The organism is Epibacterium sp. ABZ3_068, from assembly GCF_056159265.1.
In genome coordinates this window covers 2,636,035-2,654,034 of sequence record NZ_JBSWUV010000001.1, presented here as the reverse complement: position 1 = coordinate 2,654,034, position 18,000 = coordinate 2,636,035, and the positions used below count along the sequence as shown (strand labels likewise).

Below are 18,000 nucleotides of genomic sequence, written 5' to 3'. Positions count from 1 at the left end.
AGCTTCGTTTTTGCTATGCGCAGCGACAATTGTGAGACGGGTAACTGCTTACCCGCTCCTTAAACGCGATGACGCGCGGGCCAGGTTTGTGTCCGCAACAAACGGATACATATGACCAAATTTAGTGATCTAAACCTGAACCCCAAGGTTCTTCAAGCTGTCGAAGAAGCCGGGTATGAAACCCCCACACCTATTCAGGCAGGGGCTATTCCCTCTGCCCTTGAAGGCAAAGACGTGCTTGGGATTGCTCAGACCGGCACCGGGAAAACCGCTTCCTTCACGCTTCCGATGATCACCCTGCTGGCCCGTGGCCGCGCCCGCGCCCGGATGCCGCGCAGCCTGGTTCTGTGCCCGACCCGCGAGTTGGCGGCGCAGGTGGCCGAGAATTTCGACACCTACACCAAGCACCTGAAGCTGACCAAAGCGCTGCTGATCGGCGGCGTCTCCTTCAAAGAGCAGGAAGCGCTGATCGACCGTGGTGTGGATGTTCTGATTGCAACGCCCGGCCGTCTTCTGGACCATTTCGAACGGGGCAAACTGCTGCTGACCGGTGTTCAGATCATGGTGGTGGATGAAGCCGACCGGATGCTGGATATGGGGTTCATCCCCGATATCGAACGCATCTTCAGCCTGACGCCATTTACCCGCCAGACTCTGTTCTTCTCGGCCACTATGGCGCCTGAGATCGAGCGGATCACCAATACCTTCCTGTCCGCTCCGGCGCGGATCGAAATCGCCCGTCAGGCAACCACATCCGAAAATATCGAACAGCATGTGGTGATCTTCAAAGCCTCCCGCCGTGACCGTGAGGGCAGCGAGAAGCGCAAAGTGCTGCGCGCCCTGATCGAACAGGAAGGCGACAGCTGCACCAATGCGATTATCTTCTGCAACCGGAAAACGGATGTGGATATCGTTGCCAAAAGCCTCAAGAAATACGGCCATGACGCGGCACCGATCCACGGCGATCTGGATCAGGCCCAGCGGACAAAAACCCTTGACGGTTTCCGTGAGGGAGCCTTGCGTATTCTGGTGGCTTCCGATGTGGCAGCCCGTGGCCTCGACGTGCCGAGCGTCAGCCATGTGTTCAACTATGATGTACCCGGCCATGCCGAGGATTACGTGCACCGCATTGGCCGAACCGGCCGTGCAGGCCGTCAGGGGAAGGCCTTCACGATCTGCGTCCCAAAGGACGAAAAAGCTCTGGCCGCTGTTGAAACTCTGGTGAAAAAAGAGATCAACCGGCATGAAAACCCGGTGAAGCCAGCTCCCAAGGCAGAAAAGCCCAAACCCACAAAAGATGTGGCCGAGAAACCCGCCCCTCAGGACAAGCCCAAGCAGGAGAGCAAATCGCGCTCCCGCACCGGTGACAGCAGCGCCAAGCCTCGCGACAATAAGTCCAGCAAACGCTCCTCCGGGCGCCGCGATGACCGGAACGTAGTTGGCATGGGCGATCACCTGCCCAGCTTTATTGCGCTCAGCTTTGCGGAACGCCGCGCCAGCTGATCCCTGTCTGATGATGAGACACTGCAGAAACCGCTCCATTCGGGGCGGTTTTTTGTTTGTGGTGATTTTGAGTAAAATCAGGAGCCTTGCATAAATAGCATGGCGGGCTTTCCCACTTGGCTGACGTTATTGGGAAACGATGGGCGTATAGACAGGGCAACATTTGAATCGCGCCATAATTGATGGACACCGCTATGATGACTGAATCCACGTATACCCTCACCGCCGCTCAGATCCGCGATATCGAGGCCCGCGCCCACGAGCTGCGCGCACAGGCATTTGCCGGCATGCTGAGCCAGATCCTGCGCTTCTTCACGCGTTCTCTCCGTCAGGCAACAGCCTGCCCCAGCTGCGCACGTCCCCTGCGCGGCTAATCCCACGGCCTCTTCTGCCCCAACAGAAGACAAGAACGCAACAGCGCCGCGGACCCGATAGGGTGCGCGGCGCTTGGCCCAACTGGGCTTGCGGCATCTTTGATGCAGCAAGCCCCGGGCGGGAGAACCACCCGGAGACTTTGACCGGATCAGCGCATTCGGCTGATAATTACGGTAACTTCCGGTTTTTTGCCGATCTCCGACATCGACGTTTGACGTGCGATCCGGCGCAGATTCTCTTCCAATTTATCATCATCGCGCAGTGTCTTGGCGTCCGCGCGCATCAGGAACTGGTTCAGATCCTCTTCCATGACTTCAACCAGAGACGCGCGACTTAGCCCAACCTCGGGCAGGCCACGGATATCGCACCAAGGCTCGCCCATGGCTTCGTCATCTTCGTCCAGAATAACGGTGATCACCACCAGACCATTCAGCGCCATGCGGATACGATCACGCACAATCCCATCCATGGCACCGTATTTTATGGACCCATCGAGATATTTGCGCCCTGTCTCGATATATTCCACCACTTTCGGCGCATCACCGGACAGATCCAGCATCATCCCGTTGACCGCCACGGTGCTGGCCATGCCCTTTTCCTCTCCCAGCTGTGCATGGCGGCGCAGGTGGCGGTGTTCGCCGTGCATCGGCACCAGGATTTTGGGCTTGATCAAGTTATGAAACAGCTCCAGATCCGGGCCATTGGCATGGCCGGACACGTGATACAGACCCGAGCTGTCATCCACCACTTCCACACCGCGTTCCGAGAACTGGTTGATAATGCGAATGACGTCTTTTTCATTGCCAGGAATGGTTTTGGAGGAAAACAAGAAGGTATCGCCCTCTTTCAGCTCGATTCCGCGGTATTTTCCGCGTGCAAGCTGGGCAGTGGCAGCGCGGCGTTCGCCCTGGCTGCCGGTAGTGATCAGCATCAGATTGTCGCGCGGCATCTTATTGGCATCTTCTGCCGACACAACCGACGGGAAATCGGTCAGCACACCCGTTTCAGTAGACGCTTCGATCATCCGCTGCATCGCGCGGCCCAACAGCACAATGGAGCGCCCGGCCCGCGCGCCTGCTTCGGCCAAAGTCCGCACCCGCGCCACGTTTGATGCGAAGGTGGTTGCTGCCACCATGCCGCTGGCCCCAGCCACCAGTTTGGTAATCGCCTCTGGCAACTCTGATTCCGAGCGGCCGGGATTGGGGGAAAACACGTTTGTGGAATCACACACCAGCGCCTGAACGCCGTCTTTGGCGATCTCGGTCCACATGTCCGGGTCAAAGGGCTCCCCAACCATCGGGTTCGGGTCCAGTTTGAAATCGCCGGTGTGGATCACCCGGCCAGCAGGCGTGTCGATCACCAGCGCGCCGCTTTCGGGGATCGAATGCGACATGGGCGCAACCGAGACCTTGAACGGCCCGTGTTCCTGCACTTCCGGCCAGGGAGAGACGGTTTCAACCACGTCAACATCCAGCCCCTGATCGTCCAACTTGCGCCGGGCGAGATTTGCCGTGAAGGCCCGCGCATAGATCGGCGTGTCGAGTTCGGTGTAAAGATGCCCAACCGCGCCGATGTGATCTTCGTGGCCGTGCGTGATATAAATTGCGTCAAGCCGGTCTTTGCGTTCGATCAGCCAGCTCATGTCAGCCATGATCAGATCCACGCCCGGCGTGGTATCCATATCCGGAAAGGTCACGCCAAGATCGACAAGTATCAAACGTTCCTTGCCAGGTTTGCCATAGCCATAAACATAGGCATTCATGCCTATTTCCCCTGCCCCACCCAAGGGCAGGTAAATCAATCTGTCAGTGCTCATTCCTGTGCGCCAATGTCCTTGTTGTATTTATGAATGATCTGCAGCCCATGCATCGTGAGGTCTTCCTCAAACGCATCAAACAGATCAGCGGATTGCTGGAATAACGGCGCCAGCCCGCCTGTAGAGATAACCTTCATGGCAGTGCCACGTTCAGCTTTGATCCGGTCGCAGATCTCACGCACCAGACCAACATAGCCCCAGAACACGCCGGATTGCATACAGGCGACCGTATTGGTGCCGACAACCCTCTGGGGCTTGGAAATATCAACATGGGGCAGCGCTGCTGCCGCCTGATGCAACGCCTCAAGGCTGAGGTTCACACCCGGTGCAATCACCCCTCCCACATAGGCTCCGTCGACGTCTACCACATCAAAAGTGGTCGCGGTGCCAAAATCGACGACGATCAGATCTCCGCCATGTTTATCAAACCCCGCCACCGTGTTCACCAGCCGGTCCGGTCCAACCGTTGTGCCCGTGTCCACGCGCACATCAATCGGCAGGTGACAGTCAGGTTTGCCCACGACAATGGGGCGCGTGTTAAAATAGCGATCTGACAGAACACGCAGGTTAAACACCACCCGTGGCACCGTGGAGGAGATGATCATATCCGAAATTTCAGCGTCAATGCCCTGCAGTTTCATCAGGGTATTCAGCCAGACGTAATATTGATCCGCCGTGCGTTTCCAATCGGTTGCCGTGCGCCACATACCCAGAAACGCGCTGCCATCCCACAAGGAAAACACCGTGTTTGTATTGCCGCAATCAACCGCCAGAAGCATCAGCCGTCCCCGAAGTTCAGAAAAAAATCTCAGCCGCCGCAATGGTGACGCGGCCTTTGGCGGTGTTTAGTACCAGATTGCCCTCGCCGTCCACCGTCTCAAAGGTGCCTTCGCGCTCTTCTTTGCCGGTGCGCGCCACAATCACCTCTCCCAACCGGGCGGCCCGGTCCAACCAGGCTGTGCGGATCGGCTCGAACCCAAAGGTCCGGAACTGCTGTTCATACCGCGCATAGGCCTCGGCTAGGACATCCAGGAACTGTTCCGGCGTGACCTGCACACCGGTTTCACCATGGATGGAAACAGGCCAAACGGCCTGAGGCTCCAGCCATTCTTTCATCGGGGTTTCCATCAGATTGACCCCAATCCCGATAAAGAGGTTTTCAACGCCGCCCGCCGACCCACTGCTTTCCAACAGGATGCCGGCGAGCTTTCCCCCATTCAGAAGCACATCATTGGGCCATTTGAGAGACAGTTTTTCGGATCGCCCTGTCACCCCTTCCACCGCATCATAAAGAGCAAGCGCCGCGACAAAGCTGCGCAGTGCCGAATGGGCAGGATCACCATCGGGACGCATTACAAGCGTGGCGGCAAAATTCCCCTTGGGGTCTTTCCAGTCCCGTCCCCGACGCCCGCGGCCTTTGGTCTGTTTCAGCGCCAGAATCCATTCAGGGCCCATCAGATCGGGCGCAATCCGTGCGCCTTCGTCCAGGGTGCTATCCACTTCGGGCAGAATGCGTTTTCCGTAACCTTCCGGCCAGCTCATGTGCGGTTCCTCATGCAAAAGGCCCGGTCGCACGACCGGGCCTTCCCAAATTGCCTTACGCCAATATCAATTGACAAGGGCCGTTGCCGCGGAAAGCGCCGCGCCTTCGATGCCAAACTGATAAATCACGCCTACAACCATCAGGATTGCCGACGCAGAGAGCGCAACACCCAGAATTGGGGAGCCTTTGGTCTCCAGCTCGGCACCATCAGAGCCGAAGTACATGAAGTAGACGATACGCAGATAGTAGAAAGCACCAATCACAGAGGCCACAGCCGAGGCGATCACCAGACCGGTGAGGCCCGCATCCACGCCCGCGCGCCAGACGCCGTATTTGGCAAAGAAGCCCAGCATCGGCGGCACACCAGCCAGCGAGAAGAACAGAACCAGAAGCGCCAGCGCCTTGCCCGGCTCTTTCTTCGAGAACAGGTTCAACGCATTGATATCCGTGACGGGTTTGCCGTCTTTCTCCATCATCAGGATGAAAGAGAAGGTGCCGACGTTCATGGTGATATAGATGACCATATAGACCAGCATCGCTGCGACGCCTTCTTCAGTGCCCGAGGCGAGACCGATCAGAGCGTAGCCCATATGCGCGATGGAGGAATAGGCCATCAGCCGTTTGATGTTGCGCTGACCGATGGCGGCAACCGCGCCCAGGAACATCGACAGGACCGACAGTACCACAATCACCTGTTGCCAGTCGCCGATGGCCGCGCCAAAGGCGTCAAACATCAGACGGGCAAACAGCGACATCGCCGCCACCTTTGGTGCAGTGGCAAAGAAGGCGGTAACCGGGGTGGGCGAGCCTTCGTAGACGTCCGGCGTCCACATGTGGAACGGCGCGGCGGAGACTTTGAACGCCAGACCCGAGATCAGGAAGATCAGACCAAAGAGCAGACCAACTGTCACCTCACCCTGTTCAGCAACCTCGATGATGCCCGAGAACTTGGTTGTGCCGGCAAAGCCGTAGACCAGCGATGCACCGTAAAGCAACAGGCCCGAGGACAGCGCGCCCAGCACGAAATACTTCAGACCGGCCTCAGTCGATTTGGCGCTGTCACGGCGCAGGGAGGCCACCACATAAAGCGCCAGCGACTGCAGTTCGAGCCCCATATACAGCGACATCAGATCGCCCGCGGAGACCATCATCATCATGCCGACAACGGAAAGGGCCACCAAGATCGGGTATTCAAAGCGCAGCATGTCGCGGCGGCTCATGTATTCCTGCCCGATAATCAGCACGATGGCCGCAACGATCAGGATTGCCGACTTGGAAAACCGCGCAAAGGCGTCATCCACGAACATGCCGTTAAACGCCACATTGGTGCCTGCAGGCAGGCTGGCGATCACAATCGCCAGAACAACCATCAGCGCGGCGGTGGCCCAGACCAGGACACCCGCCAGTTTGTCTTTGACCGTATAGACCGCGGCCAACAGCGCGCCCATGGCAAAGAGCGCCAGAATAATCTCTGGCAGGATAACGGAGAGATCAGCTTGGATCATCTGCCTTGCGCTCCTTTAGTGCGAAGCAATCTGGGTCGCAACGGGCGAGGTGTCCGCAGCGGCCAGAGATTGGTTAACGTTGTCGACCAGCGCCGCAGTGGACGGGCCAATGATGTCGGTGACGAGCGCAGGATAGACGCCCAGGATCAGGGTCATGGCCACCAGAGGTGCAAAGATGAACTTTTCACGTGCGGTCATGTCGCTGATGGTCTTGAGGCTGCCTTTGATGAGGTCACCAAAGACCACCCGACGATAAAGCCACAGCGCATAGCCGGCCGAGAAGATCACGCCCGAGGTCGCAACAAAGGCCACCCAGGTGTTTTTCTGGAACGTGCCCATCAGGGTCAGGAATTCACCGATGAAACCCGAGGTGCCCGGCAGGCCCACGTTGCCCATGGTGAAGAACATAAACACAAGCGCATAGGCCGGCATACGGATCACCAGACCGCCATAGGCGTCGATGTCACGGGTGTGCATCCGGTCATAGATCACGCCCACACAGAGGAACAGCGCCGCCGAGATGAAGCCGTGGCTGAGCATCTGGAAGATTGCGCCGTCGATGCCCTGTTGGTTCATCGCAAAGATCCCCATGGTCACAAAACCCATGTGCGCCACGGACGAATAGGCGATCAGCTTTTTCATGTCTTCCTGCACCATCGCCACCAGCGAAGTGTAGACAATGGCAATGGCCGACATCCACAGGATCACATCGGTCATGACCTCTGCCCCAACAGGGAACATCGGCAGGGAGAACCGCAGGAAGCCGTAACCGCCCATTTTCAGCATGATCGCCGCTAGCACAACCGAACCCGCGGTTGGCGCTTGAACGTGTGCATCCGGCAGCCAGGTGTGGACCGGCCACATCGGCATTTTGACCGCAAAGGAGGCAAAGAACGCCAGGAACATCAGCGTCTGCATGCCACCCACAACATGGATGCCCAGAACATCAAAGGAACCGGCCGAGAAGCTGTGCGACAAGAGCGCCTCGATATCGGTGGTGCCCGCATCCGTGTACATGGCGACCATCGCCACCAGCATCAGCACCGAGCCGAAGAAGGTATAGAGGAAGAACTTGAAGGACGCATAAATCCGGTCCTTGCCGCCCCAGATGCCCACAATCAGGAACATCGGAATGAGGCTTGCCTCAAAGAACAGGTAGAACAGCACCAGATCCAGCGCCATGAACACGCCCAGCATCATCGTTTCCAGAAGCAGGAAGGCGATCATGTACTCTTTGACGCGGGTCTTCACATCCCAGCTGCACAGGATGGTCAGCGGCATCACAAAGGTGGTCAGAAGGACAAACAGAACCGAAATCCCGTCCACGCCCATCTTGTATTTCAGCCCCATCAGCCAGTCACGTTCCTCAAGGAACTGAAAGCCGGTGTTGGCTGGATCGAACTCGACATAGAGGCCAAGGCTCACCAGGAAGGTGATGGTTGTGGCAAAGAGCGCCACATATTTGGCATTGCGTTGCGCCGCCGCATCATCGCCACGCAGGAAGATCGCCAGAATGACCGCTGCCAGCGCAGGAATAAAGGTGACGATAGAGAGGAGATTGTCCATCAGTGCGATCCTCCGCCGATCGACATCCAGGTGACCAGGGCCGCGATGCCCAGCACCATCCAGAAAGCATAAGTGAAGATGTAACCCGACTGTGCGCGACCGGCGAGGCGGGTGAAGAAGGGGATGACGCCCATGGCAAGCCCGTTCAGGAACCCGTCAATGGTGCCGCCATCGCCGCGCTTCCACAGGAAACGTCCAAGAGCCAGCGCCGGTTTGACAAAGATCGCGTCATAGAGCTCGTCAAAATACCACTTGTTCTTGAGGAACAGATACAGGGGCTTTTGCTGCTCGGCCAGGCGTTTGGGCAGATCCGGTTTTACGATGTAGAACAGGTAAGACAGTGCAAAGCCCAGAACCATTGCGATGAAGGGTGCCACTTTGACCCATTTGGGGGCCGCATGGGCATCGTCCAGCACGTGGTTGTCAGGAGCGATGTACAGCGCGCCCTCACCCGGTTTGCCAGCAAACACATAGTGATGTTCACCATGATCGTCCGCATGCGCGTCACCGTGATCACCTGCGTGATCATCCTTTGCAGCATGTGCGTCACCATGATCATCCGAGTGACCGTGGTCATCATGGGCCTCGGTTTTGGCGTGGTCCTCGTGGCCTTCTGCATGCGCCGAAGCCTCAGCCACTGGGATACCATAGAATTTGCCCACCTTGTCCGCGTGGCCAAAGAAGCTGCCGTACCAGACCATACCGGCCAGCACCGCACCCACCGCCAGAACGCCAAGGGGGATCAACATGACCATCGGGCTTTCATGCGCATGATCATGGGTGTGTTTGTCACCGCGCGCCTCACCATAGAAGGTCAGGAAGATCAGACGCCAAGAGTAGAAGGACGTCATCGCCGCCGCGATCACCAGCATCCAGAAGCCATACATCGACCCGCCGGCATAGGCGCTCTCGATGATCGCGTCTTTGGACAGGAAGCCCGCAAAACCAATCTGCGTCAGCGGGATGCCAACACCGGTGATGGCCAGCGTGCCGATCATCATCGCCCAGAAGGTATAGGGGATCTTTTTGCGCAGATTGCCATAGTTCATCATGTCCTGCTCATGGTGCATCGCGTGGATCACAGAGCCCGCGCCCAGGAACAGCATCGCCTTGAAAAAGGCGTGTGTGAACAGGTGGAACATGGCCGCCGAATACATGCCAACGCCTGCGGCCACAAACATGTAGCCCAGCTGCGAACAGGTCGAATAAGCGATCACGCGTTTGATGTCGGTTTGAACCAGACCCACGGTCGCCGCAAAGAAAGCCGTGGTAGCCCCCAAAACGGTGATAAACGCGGTGGCCTGCGGCGCGACTTCCATCAGGGGCGACATACGACACACCAGGAAGACGCCCGCAGTCACCATGGTTGCCGCGTGGATCAGCGCCGACACGGGTGTAGGACCTTCCATCGCGTCCGGCAGCCAGGTGTGCAGGATCAGCTGCGCCGATTTACCCATCGCGCCCACAAACAGCAGGAAGGCCAAGAGGTTCGCCGCGTTCCATTCCGTCCACAAGAAGGAGACAGAAGTTTCGGCCAGCATCGGCGTGGCGGCAAAGATGTCGCCAAAGTTGATGCTGTCGGTCAGGAAGAACAGGCCAAAGATACCCAGCGCAAAGCCAAAGTCACCCACACGGTTCACAATAAAGGCTTTCATCGCCGCGGCACCGGCCGAAGGCTTGCGGTAGTAAAAGCCGATCAGAAGATATGAGGCAACGCCCACGCCTTCCCAGCCAAAGAACATCTGAACCAGATTGTCCGAGGTCACAAGCATCAGCATCGCGAAGGTAAAGAACGACAGATAGGCAAAGAAACGCGGCTTGTAGCTTTCGCCCTCTTTCCATTGAGGATCATGATCCATGTAACCAAAGGAATAGAGATGAACCAGCGCCGACACGGTGGTGATGACGATCAGCATGATCGCGGTCAGACGGTCGACCCGGAACTGCCAGGACGTATCCAGATTACCGGACTGGATCCAGCGCAGGATCTCAACCGTGTAATACCCGCCCTCATGCGCGGTAGGATCAAAGGTGAGGAAGGTGATCCAGGACAGCAGCGCCGTCAGGAACAGAAGCGCGGTTGCTGTCACAATCGCCGCTTTTTCGCCAATAAACCGGTGGCCAAAGCCGCAGATTATGGCCCCGACCAGCGGAGTAAAAAGAAGGATGGTTTCCATGACGCCTTAGCCCTTCATCACGTTGATGTCTTCGACAGCAATAGTGCCGCGGTTACGGAAGAAGCAGACCAGGATCGCCAGACCAATCGCAGCCTCGGCGGCTGCCACAGTCAGGACAAACAGGGTAAAGACCTGCCCTACCAGATCGCCCAAGAAAGAAGAGAAGGCGACCAGGTTGATATTCACTGCAAGAAGCATCAGTTCGATGCTCATCAACAGGATGATGACGTTCTTGCGGTTCAGGAAGAGCCCAAAAATGCCGATAACAAATAGCGTCGCCGCAACGGTCAGATAATGTTCAAGTCCGATCATAGGCCCTGCCCCGGTTTGATGTCTTTCAGCTCCATGGCCTTGGCCGGATCTCGGTACATCTGGGCCAGAACATTCTGGCGTTTGACGTCCTGGCGATGGCGCAGGGTCAGAACGATGGCGCCGATCATGGCAACCAAAAGGATCAGACCCGCCAGCTGGAACAGAAGGAAATACTGGTCATAGATAATAAGGCCCAGGGCCTCGGTGTTGTGGCGATCGACCGGCACCGGCTGCGCCAGCAAATCAGACGCGGCAGGTGCGGTTTCCCAAGCGCCGTAGGCCATGACAAACTGCATCAGGATAACCAGACCAATCAGAAGTGCCAGCGGCATGTATTTTGCCATCTCGGCCTTCAGCTCGGCAAAATCCACATCCAGCATCATCACCACAAAGAGGAACAGCACCGCAACCGCACCGACGTAAACGATGATCAGCAGCATGGCGACAAATTCCGCCCCAAGGAGCACAAACAGCCCGGCCGAGGAGATAAAGGCCAGGATCAGCCACAACACCGAGTGAACCGGCTGGCGGCTGATCACAGTGAACAGCCCGCCGGTAATGGCGCTGATGGCGAAGAGGTAAAAGGCAAATACGCTCATGTCTCATCGTCCCTTTTTTCGTCCATGACTGATTGCGCAAGATCCAGCGCCCGGTTCATGGCCGGAATGCCGGCAAAAACCGACATCTGTCCGATCGTTTCAACGATCTCTTGTTTCTTTGCGCCCGCCGCAATGGCGTGGCGCACGGTCTGACGCAGGGCTGTATCCGCCTGTGCGCCTTGGCAAATCAAACCGGCCAGTGTCAGCAACAGCCGGGTTTTGGCATCCAGCCCGTCTTTGTTGACGGTGTTGCCGAACATCATTTCCATGACCTCTTTGGGCATGGTTGGCCACAGCCCCTCAAACCCTTTGAACGCCTCGGACGGAGAAAACTCCTCAAGCGCGGGGTTCAGCGCTTTGGCCATTTCCTGCGCCTGTTCCATCATGGCTTCAAACGGGTTCTTGGGATCTGTCATCGGTAGGGCGCATCCAATTCGAGGTTACGGGCAATTTCTGCTTCCCAGCGTTCGCCGTTCGACAGCAGCTTGTCCTTGTCGTAAAACAGCTCCTCGCGGGTTTCCGTGGCGAATTCGAAATTCGGACCCTCGACAATTGCATCCACCGGGCAGGCTTCCTGGCAGAAACCGCAGTAGATGCATTTGGTCATGTCGATGTCATAGCGCGTGGTGCGGCGGCTGCCGTCTTCGCGGGGTTCCGCGTCGATGGTGATCGCCTGCGCCGGGCAGATCGCTTCGCAAAGCTTGCAGGCAATGCAGCGTTCTTCGCCATTCGGATAGCGACGCAGCGCGTGTTCGCCGCGAAAACGGGGCGACAAAGGCCCCTTTTCATGCGGGTAGTTCAGCGTCGCTTTGGGGGCAAAGAAATACTTCATCCCCAGTTTGAAACCGACCCAGAAATCCTGCAGCAGGAAATATTTGGCGGCGCGGGTGTAATCGATTTGGGTCATATCAGCCTCCGGTCGTCCAGCGTGCGAAGGCACCCCAGAACCAATCGAAACGTGCAGCAAAGGCGACAAAAACCACCCAGAACAGCGAGAACGGCAGGAAGACTTTCCAACCCAGACGCATCAGCTGGTCGTAGCGGTAGCGCGGTGTGATCGCTTTCACCATTGCAAAGAGGAAGAAGAAGAACGCCATCTTGGCGACCATCCACAGCGGGCTATCCGGCAGGAATGGAATGGGCGAGAGCCAGCCGCCAAAGAACAGAAGCGACGTCAGCGCGCACATCAGGAAGATGGCGATATATTCACCGGCCATGAACAGCAGGAACGGTGTTGAGGAATATTCCACCTGATAGCCCGCAACCAGTTCCGATTCCGCTTCGGGCAGGTCAAACGGCGGGCGGTTGGTTTCCGCGAGGCAGGAGATGAAGAACAGGAAGACCATCGGGAAGTGCGGCAGCCAGTACCAGTTGAACAAGCCAGCCGAGCCATCCTGTGCGCGCACGATATCGCCAAAGTTCATCGAACCGGTGGAAATGATCACACCGATGATGATCAAGCCAATCGAGACCTCATAGGAAATCATCTGCGCGGCAGAGCGAAGCGATCCCAGGAACGGATATTTGGAGTTTGACGCCCAGCCCCCCATGATCACGCCGTACACCTCGAGCGAGGACACAGCAAACACATAGAGGATCGCCACGTTGATGTCCGACAGAACCCAGGTGTCGTTAAACGGAATAACGGCCCAGGCGATCATCGCCAGAACAAAGGACGCCATTGGAGCCAGCATAAAGACGGTGCGATCGGCACCGGCCGGGATCACAACTTCCTTGACCACATATTTCAATGCGTCAGCCACGGTCTGCAGCAGACCATAAGCGCCCACCACATTGGGGCCCCGGCGCATCTGCACCGCCGCCCAGATCTTGCGGTCGCCGTAAACCAGGAACAGAAGCGAGAGCATGACAAAGGCAACAACGGCAAGAGTTTGTGCCACTATCAGAACAGCAATGCCGCCTGGGGTGTTAAAGAAATCAGCCATAGGTCCTCACACCGTGGGTATTCCGTTAGCCTCGCAATCCGCGACCACGACTTCGGCGTCGATGGTGCGCAGGCCGCGCGGGAGAGAAGGAGAAATGGTATAGACCGCGTCTGCGTGCCAGATACCATCCTGTTGTTTCAAATTTGTGCGCAGATGACGGGCAAAACCGTAGCCCCGGATCAGCGCATATTGCGCCGCTGCACATTCCGCATACATATCAACGTCATTGGCGTTGCGTGCGCCTGTCATCTCGACATTGAATTGCACCAGATCCCCATTCAGCAGGCGCGTTTCAACACCCCGGTAGCCGGGGGTGAACTCGCCCTGGCGGCCTGCTTCTGCGCAGCCCGCCAGGGCAAGAAGGGATATGATGCTGGTGCGGATCACTCTGCTGCCATTGCCTGTGTGTTCAGTGCTTTGGCCTGGGCCGACAGCTCTGCCATCAGTTGCGAGGCACGCGCAATCGGGTTGGTCAGATAGAAGTCCCGGATAGCTGGCAGGAAATCCGCCTTGCCCATTTTCTCAACCGGCAGCGCTTCGCCTTCGTTTTCAACCACTTCGTCGATTTTGGCGAGATGGGGAACTTCGGCAATCAGCGCGCTGCGCAGTTGTGCAAGGCTGTCAAACGGCAGCTTGGCATCCAGTTCCGCAGAGAGCGCCCGCAGGATGGCCCAGTTTTCCTTGGCCTCACCCGGTGCAAATCCGGCCCGCATGGCCAGTTGAGGGCGACCTTCGGTGTTTACAAACAGCCCGTTTTCCTCGGTATAGGCAGCCCCCGGAAGGATCACGTCGGCGCGCATGGCACCGCGATCCCCGTGGGATCCCTGGTAGATAACAAACGCACCGCCTTGGTCGCGGGGGTCAATGTCGACCTCATCTGCGCCGAGGTTATAGATGACCTCGACACCATCCACCGCAGCGGCCAAGCCGCCTTCGGTGACGGCGCCGATATCCATTGCACCGACGCGGCTGGCGGCGGTGTGCAGAACCATGAGTTTGGAGTTCGTGTCAGCCGCCAGTTTCTGAGCAGCTGCCAGAACCGCCAGACCGTCCGCCTCTTGCAGAGCGCCCTGCCCTACGATGACAACAGACGGGGCGTCTTTGACAGCACCATAGTCTTTGTCCAGGAGCCCTTCGAGCGCCTCACGGTCGGTGCCGACGTGGGCGTATTCATAAGTCAGATCCGCCGCCGGGCCGACCAGACCCACTTGCGCCCCCTTCAGCCAGGCTTTGCGGATGCGCGCGTTCAGCACAGGTGCCTCATTGCGCGGGTTGGTTCCGATCAGCTGGATGAATTTTGCGTCGTCAATATCTTCGATGGTGGCATTGCCGACGTAGCCCGCGCGGTTGCCGATGGGCAGACGTGCGTTGTCGGTCCGGCACTCAACCTTGCCACCCAAACCTTCGATCAGCTGTTTCAGGGCAAAGGCGGCCTCAACCGAGACCAGATCCCCCACGAGACCTGCGATTTTCTTGCCCTTGACGTTTTCGGCAACAGCCGCCAGCGCTTCGGGCCATGTAGCGGGTTTCAACTTGCCATCGACACGCACGTAGGGGCGGTCCAGACGTTGGCGACGCAGACCGTCCCAGACAAAGCGGGTTTTATCGGAAATCCACTCTTCGTTCACGCCGTCGTGGTTGCGCGGCAGGATGCGCATCACTTCGCGCCCTTTGGTGTCAACACGGATGTTCGCCCCCAGCGCGTCCATGACGTCGATGGTTTCGGTCTTGGTCAGCTCCCACGGGCGGGCGGTAAAGGCGTAAGGCTTGGAAGTCAGCGCCCCAACCGGGCAGAGGTCAATGATGTTGCCCTGAAGGTTCGAGTTCAGCGTCTGATTCAGATAAGAGGTAATCTCGGCATCTTCACCGCGACCGGTCTGGCCCATCTGCGTGATGCCTGCAACCTCGGTTGTGAAGCGCACACAGCGGGTGCAGCTAATGCAGCGGGTCATGGTTGTGGCAACCAGCGGACCCAGATCCAGATCGTCACAGGCGCGTTTGCCTTCCTTGAAGCGGGAACCGGCCATACCATAGGCCATCGCCTGGTCCTGCAGGTCGCATTCGCCGCCCTGGTCACAGATCGGGCAATCCAGCGGGTGGTTGATCAGGAGGAACTCCATCACACCTTCGCGGGCCTTTTTGACCATGGGAGAGTTGGTTTTCACCTGCGGTGCCTGCCCTTCGGGACCGGGGCGCAGGTCACGTACCTGCATCGCACAGGAGGCGGCAGGTTTCGGCGGGCCACCGACGACCTCTACCAGACACATACGGCAGTTACCAGCAATCGACAGACGCTCGTGGTAGCAGAAGCGCGGGATTTCGATACCCGCCTCTTCGCATGCCTGGATAAGGGTCATCGCCCCATCCACCTCAATCTCATTTCCGTCAATGTTGATCTTGCGGAGGTCAGACATGGTCTATTTCGCCCTCAGTAAAACGCCGATTGCGCTGTTGTTCTTAATTTCCGCGCGACCGTACGCGCAGAATGTTTCCGGTTGGTCATAGACAACGCCATTTTGCGCCAGGAGCTTTTCACCCTTGGCCCGCATGCGCGCCTTCTCGGACTTGGATTCCACATAGGCGCGGATTTCCTTGTCCGAATAACCCAATTCATTTGCGCGCGCCTTGAGACGACGCAATTCGCCCAAGCCCTTCATGTAGCGGGGGCCAATACTGTCACAGTGATCCGCGACCTCTTTGGCGACGGCGACCGCAAACAGCGGGTTTTCGATTTCAGCCACGTCCCGCAGGGAGGGGCGTGCAGACCCGATCTGGGGCGTCAAAACCGCAACGGCAGTGGCCAGCAGCACAGAAACAATACGCATGGAATTCTCCTTCAACTTGGAGACACCACAGGTTTGAAACTGCGACCCGTTATTCAATAACGGCTGGCCCAAAGAGCCGGGATATGACGCAAATCCGCTCACGCGTCACAGGTCCCGGTATAAACCGCGTCGTCGCCATCCAGACGCAGGTCCTGTTCAGGATCCAGAGGGTCCACGGCCCAGACAATGTCAGAGCGACCGTAATTTTCGATGCAGTAGCTTGTGCCTTCGTGATGCACGGCCTGGCGCGCGCCTTTAGGCGATTGCAGCGCATTTTTCACAACCACCTGGAATTCAGCTAAGGTGGCTTTCTTGTCGAGGGCTTTGGAGGAGGTCCGGAAGGCAACGCCATCATAACGCACACGTTTGTCCCGCGAGGTTACGCTGCCACAGCTCGCCACAACAAACGCTGTACACAGCAAAGCTGTCGCAACCCGATATGCCTGTTTACGTGCCATTCTGACTCTCGTCCTTAATTCTCTTCACCGCCCATATTGGCCGAGCAGCGTCTGTTCTTATTCGGCGGCCATTGCGCCCATGCGGCCGGTTTTCTGCGCCTTGATACGATCTTCGATCTCTTCGCGGAAGTTCTTGATCAAACCCTGGATCGGCCATGCAGCCGCGTCGCCAAGCGCACAGATCGTGTGGCCTTCGACCTGTTTGGTCACATCCCACAGCATGTCGATTTCTTCCAGCTCGGCCTCGCCCTTCACCAGACGATCCATCACGCGGTACATCCAACCGGTGCCTTCGCGGCACGGTGTACATTGACCGCAGCTTTCGTGTTTGTAGAAGTAGCTGAGACGCGCGATGGCTTTAATGATGTCTGTGGACTTGTCCATGACGATGACCGCCGCTGTGCCAAGGCCTGACCCAAGTTCACCGCGCAGGTAGTCGAAATCCATAATCGCATCGCGCATGTTCTCACCGCGCACGCAAGGAACAGAGGACCCACCGGGGATCACAGCGAGAAGGTTGTCCCAGCCGCCACGGATGCCGCCACAATGCTTCTCGATCAGCTCTTCAAAGGAGATCGACATGGCTTCTTCGACGACACATGGGTTGTTCACATGCCCCGAGATCGCAAACAGCTTGGTGCCGGCGTTATTCGGGCGGCCAAAGCCTGCAAACCACTCAGCCCCGCGACGCAGGATGGTGGGCACGACGGCGATGGATTCCACGTTGTTCACGGTTGTCGGGCAACCATAAAGGCCAGCACCCGCCGGGAATGGCGGCTTCATGCGCGGCATGCCTTTTTTGCCTTCAAGGCTTTCAATCAGCGCGGTTTCTTCGCCGCAGATATAGGCCCCTGCCCCGTGGTGCAGGAACACATCGAAGTCCCAGCCGGAACCGGCCGCATTCTTGCCCAGCAGACCGGCATCATAGGCCTCGTCAATGGCCGCCTGCAGCGCTTCACGCTCACGAATGTATTCACCGCGCAGGTAGATATAGCAGGTATGCGCGTTCATAGCGAAAGAGGCGATCAGCGCACCTTCGATCAGCGTATGCGGATCATGGCGCATGATCTCGCGGTCCTTGCAGGTGCCGGGCTCGGATTCATCCGCATTGATCACCAGATAAGACGGGCGACCATCGCTTTCCTTGGGCATAAAGGACCATTTGAGGCCGGTGGGGAAACCCGCACCACCGCGCCCACGTAGACCAGAGTCCTTCATGGTCTGGATGATCCAGTCACGCCCTTTTTCAATCAGGCCAGCAGTGCCGTCCCAATGGCCACGGGTCTGCGCGCCTTTAAGCGTGCGTTCGTGCATACCGTACAGGTTGGTAAAGATCCGGTCCTGGTCCTTCAGCATGTCTGCCTACCTTTGGTTC

The 18,000-nt window shown here is 57.8% G+C and carries 18 protein-coding genes; 2 read left to right on the top strand and 16 right to left on the bottom strand.

The window, feature by feature from the left end; genetic code table 11:
• Nucleotides 1–111: 111 nt before the first annotated feature.
• A complete protein-coding gene (locus tag ACXAEW_RS12615; RefSeq protein WP_474941647.1) occupies nt 112–1,503 on the top strand; it encodes a DEAD/DEAH box helicase in 1,392 nt (463 codons plus the stop codon).
• Between the two features lie 197 nt (nt 1,504–1,700).
• Nucleotides 1,701–1,877, top strand: coding sequence for an RSP_7527 family protein (locus tag ACXAEW_RS12610; protein ID WP_474941646.1), 177 nt, complete (start codon nt 1,701–1,703; stop codon nt 1,875–1,877).
• Between the two features lie 149 nt (nt 1,878–2,026).
• On the opposite strand, the gene ACXAEW_RS12605 is transcribed toward ACXAEW_RS12610, so the two are convergent.
• The 16 genes from ACXAEW_RS12605 to nuoF all read right to left on the bottom strand — a co-directional run bounded on the left by ACXAEW_RS12605 (nt 2,027) and on the right by nuoF (nt 17,981).
• Nucleotides 2,027–3,694, bottom strand: coding sequence for a ribonuclease J (locus ACXAEW_RS12605; protein ID WP_474941645.1), 1,668 nt, complete (start codon nt 3,692–3,694; stop codon nt 2,027–2,029).
• Complete coding sequence (locus ACXAEW_RS12600; protein WP_474941644.1) at nt 3,691–4,473, bottom strand: type III pantothenate kinase; 783 nt, start codon at nt 4,471–4,473, stop codon at nt 3,691–3,693. The genes ACXAEW_RS12605 and ACXAEW_RS12600 overlap by 4 nt, the downstream gene beginning before the upstream one ends.
• Nucleotides 4,474–4,489: 16 nt before the next feature.
• Nucleotides 4,490–5,236: a biotin--[acetyl-CoA-carboxylase] ligase gene (locus ACXAEW_RS12595; protein WP_474941643.1), complete on the bottom strand. Its 747-nt coding sequence runs from the start codon at nt 5,234–5,236 to the stop codon at nt 4,490–4,492.
• 66 nt (nt 5,237–5,302) lie between these two features.
• Complete coding sequence (gene nuoN / locus ACXAEW_RS12590) at nt 5,303–6,742, bottom strand: NADH-quinone oxidoreductase subunit NuoN (protein ID WP_474941642.1); 1,440 nt, start codon at nt 6,740–6,742, stop codon at nt 5,303–5,305.
• 15 nt (nt 6,743–6,757) lie between these two features.
• Nucleotides 6,758–8,308: an NADH-quinone oxidoreductase subunit M gene (locus tag ACXAEW_RS12585; protein WP_474941641.1), complete on the bottom strand. Its 1,551-nt coding sequence runs from the start codon at nt 8,306–8,308 to the stop codon at nt 6,758–6,760.
• Nucleotides 8,308–10,485 (bottom strand): NADH-quinone oxidoreductase subunit L, encoded by a 2,178-nt coding sequence (nuoL, locus tag ACXAEW_RS12580; RefSeq protein ID WP_474941640.1) that lies wholly within the window; start codon nt 10,483–10,485, stop codon nt 8,308–8,310. The genes ACXAEW_RS12585 and nuoL overlap by 1 nt, the downstream gene beginning before the upstream one ends.
• 6 nt (nt 10,486–10,491) lie before the next feature.
• Nucleotides 10,492–10,797 (bottom strand): NADH-quinone oxidoreductase subunit NuoK, encoded by a 306-nt coding sequence (gene nuoK, locus ACXAEW_RS12575; RefSeq protein WP_005624625.1) that lies wholly within the window; start codon nt 10,795–10,797, stop codon nt 10,492–10,494.
• Nucleotides 10,794–11,396: an NADH-quinone oxidoreductase subunit J gene (locus tag ACXAEW_RS12570; RefSeq protein ID WP_474941639.1), complete on the bottom strand. Its 603-nt coding sequence runs from the start codon at nt 11,394–11,396 to the stop codon at nt 10,794–10,796. Before ACXAEW_RS12570 ends, nuoK begins: the two co-directional genes overlap by 4 nt.
• Nucleotides 11,393–11,812, bottom strand: coding sequence for a carboxymuconolactone decarboxylase family protein (locus tag ACXAEW_RS12565; RefSeq protein WP_474941638.1), 420 nt, complete (start codon nt 11,810–11,812; stop codon nt 11,393–11,395). The genes ACXAEW_RS12570 and ACXAEW_RS12565 overlap by 4 nt, the downstream gene beginning before the upstream one ends.
• Nucleotides 11,809–12,303 carry an NADH-quinone oxidoreductase subunit NuoI gene (nuoI, locus tag ACXAEW_RS12560; protein WP_474941637.1) on the bottom strand — a complete coding sequence of 165 codons (495 nt, stop codon included), beginning with the start codon at nt 12,301–12,303 and terminating at the stop codon, nt 11,809–11,811. Before nuoI ends, ACXAEW_RS12565 begins: the two co-directional genes overlap by 4 nt.
• 1 nt (nt 12,304) lies before the next feature.
• Nucleotides 12,305–13,342, bottom strand: coding sequence for an NADH-quinone oxidoreductase subunit NuoH (nuoH, locus tag ACXAEW_RS12555; protein WP_474941636.1), 1,038 nt, complete (start codon nt 13,340–13,342; stop codon nt 12,305–12,307).
• A gap of 6 nt (nt 13,343–13,348) precedes the next feature.
• Entirely contained in the window at nt 13,349–13,729 is a 381-nt protein-coding gene (locus tag ACXAEW_RS12550) for a hypothetical protein (RefSeq protein ID WP_474941635.1), read from the bottom strand.
• Nucleotides 13,726–15,756, bottom strand: coding sequence for an NADH-quinone oxidoreductase subunit NuoG (nuoG, locus tag ACXAEW_RS12545; RefSeq protein WP_474941634.1), 2,031 nt, complete (start codon nt 15,754–15,756; stop codon nt 13,726–13,728). The genes ACXAEW_RS12550 and nuoG overlap by 4 nt, the downstream gene beginning before the upstream one ends.
• Before the next feature lie 3 nt (nt 15,757–15,759).
• Complete coding sequence (locus ACXAEW_RS12540; RefSeq protein ID WP_474941633.1) at nt 15,760–16,167, bottom strand: DUF5333 domain-containing protein; 408 nt, start codon at nt 16,165–16,167, stop codon at nt 15,760–15,762.
• Nucleotides 16,168–16,265: 98 nt separating this feature from the next.
• Nucleotides 16,266–16,625 (bottom strand): hypothetical protein, encoded by a 360-nt coding sequence (locus ACXAEW_RS12535; RefSeq protein WP_474941632.1) that lies wholly within the window; start codon nt 16,623–16,625, stop codon nt 16,266–16,268.
• Between the two features lie 57 nt (nt 16,626–16,682).
• Nucleotides 16,683–17,981: an NADH-quinone oxidoreductase subunit NuoF gene (nuoF, locus tag ACXAEW_RS12530; protein WP_474941631.1), complete on the bottom strand. Its 1,299-nt coding sequence runs from the start codon at nt 17,979–17,981 to the stop codon at nt 16,683–16,685.
• Nucleotides 17,982–18,000: the final 19 nt, after the last annotated feature.

Bases quoted from the DNA above. Each gene is read 5' to 3' on its own strand.
- ACXAEW_RS12615 (WP_474941647.1), top strand. From the start codon at position 112: ATGACCAAATTTAGTGATCTAAACCTGAACCCCAAGGTTCTTCAAGCT.
- ACXAEW_RS12610 (WP_474941646.1), top strand. From the start codon at position 1,701: ATGACTGAATCCACGTATACCCTCACCGCCGCTCAGATCCGCGATATC.
- ACXAEW_RS12605 (WP_474941645.1), bottom strand. From the start codon at position 3,694: ATGAGCACTGACAGATTGATTTACCTGCCCTTGGGTGGGGCAGGGGAA.
- ACXAEW_RS12600 (WP_474941644.1), bottom strand. From the start codon at position 4,473: ATGCTTCTGGCGGTTGATTGCGGCAATACAAACACGGTGTTTTCCTTG.
- ACXAEW_RS12595 (WP_474941643.1), bottom strand. From the start codon at position 5,236: ATGAGCTGGCCGGAAGGTTACGGAAAACGCATTCTGCCCGAAGTGGAT.
- nuoN (WP_474941642.1), bottom strand. From the start codon at position 6,742: ATGATCCAAGCTGATCTCTCCGTTATCCTGCCAGAGATTATTCTGGCG.
- ACXAEW_RS12585 (WP_474941641.1), bottom strand. From the start codon at position 8,308: ATGGACAATCTCCTCTCTATCGTCACCTTTATTCCTGCGCTGGCAGCG.
- nuoL (WP_474941640.1), bottom strand. From the start codon at position 10,485: ATGGAAACCATCCTTCTTTTTACTCCGCTGGTCGGGGCCATAATCTGC.
- nuoK (WP_005624625.1), bottom strand. From the start codon at position 10,797: ATGATCGGACTTGAACATTATCTGACCGTTGCGGCGACGCTATTTGTT.
- ACXAEW_RS12570 (WP_474941639.1), bottom strand. From the start codon at position 11,396: ATGAGCGTATTTGCCTTTTACCTCTTCGCCATCAGCGCCATTACCGGC.
- ACXAEW_RS12565 (WP_474941638.1), bottom strand. From the start codon at position 11,812: ATGACAGATCCCAAGAACCCGTTTGAAGCCATGATGGAACAGGCGCAG.
- nuoI (WP_474941637.1), bottom strand. From the start codon at position 12,303: ATGACCCAAATCGATTACACCCGCGCCGCCAAATATTTCCTGCTGCAG.
- nuoH (WP_474941636.1), bottom strand. From the start codon at position 13,342: ATGGCTGATTTCTTTAACACCCCAGGCGGCATTGCTGTTCTGATAGTG.
- nuoG (WP_474941634.1), bottom strand. From the start codon at position 15,756: ATGTCTGACCTCCGCAAGATCAACATTGACGGAAATGAGATTGAGGTG.
- ACXAEW_RS12540 (WP_474941633.1), bottom strand. From the start codon at position 16,167: ATGCGTATTGTTTCTGTGCTGCTGGCCACTGCCGTTGCGGTTTTGACG.
- ACXAEW_RS12535 (WP_474941632.1), bottom strand. From the start codon at position 16,625: ATGGCACGTAAACAGGCATATCGGGTTGCGACAGCTTTGCTGTGTACA.
- nuoF (WP_474941631.1), bottom strand. From the start codon at position 17,981: ATGCTGAAGGACCAGGACCGGATCTTTACCAACCTGTACGGTATGCAC.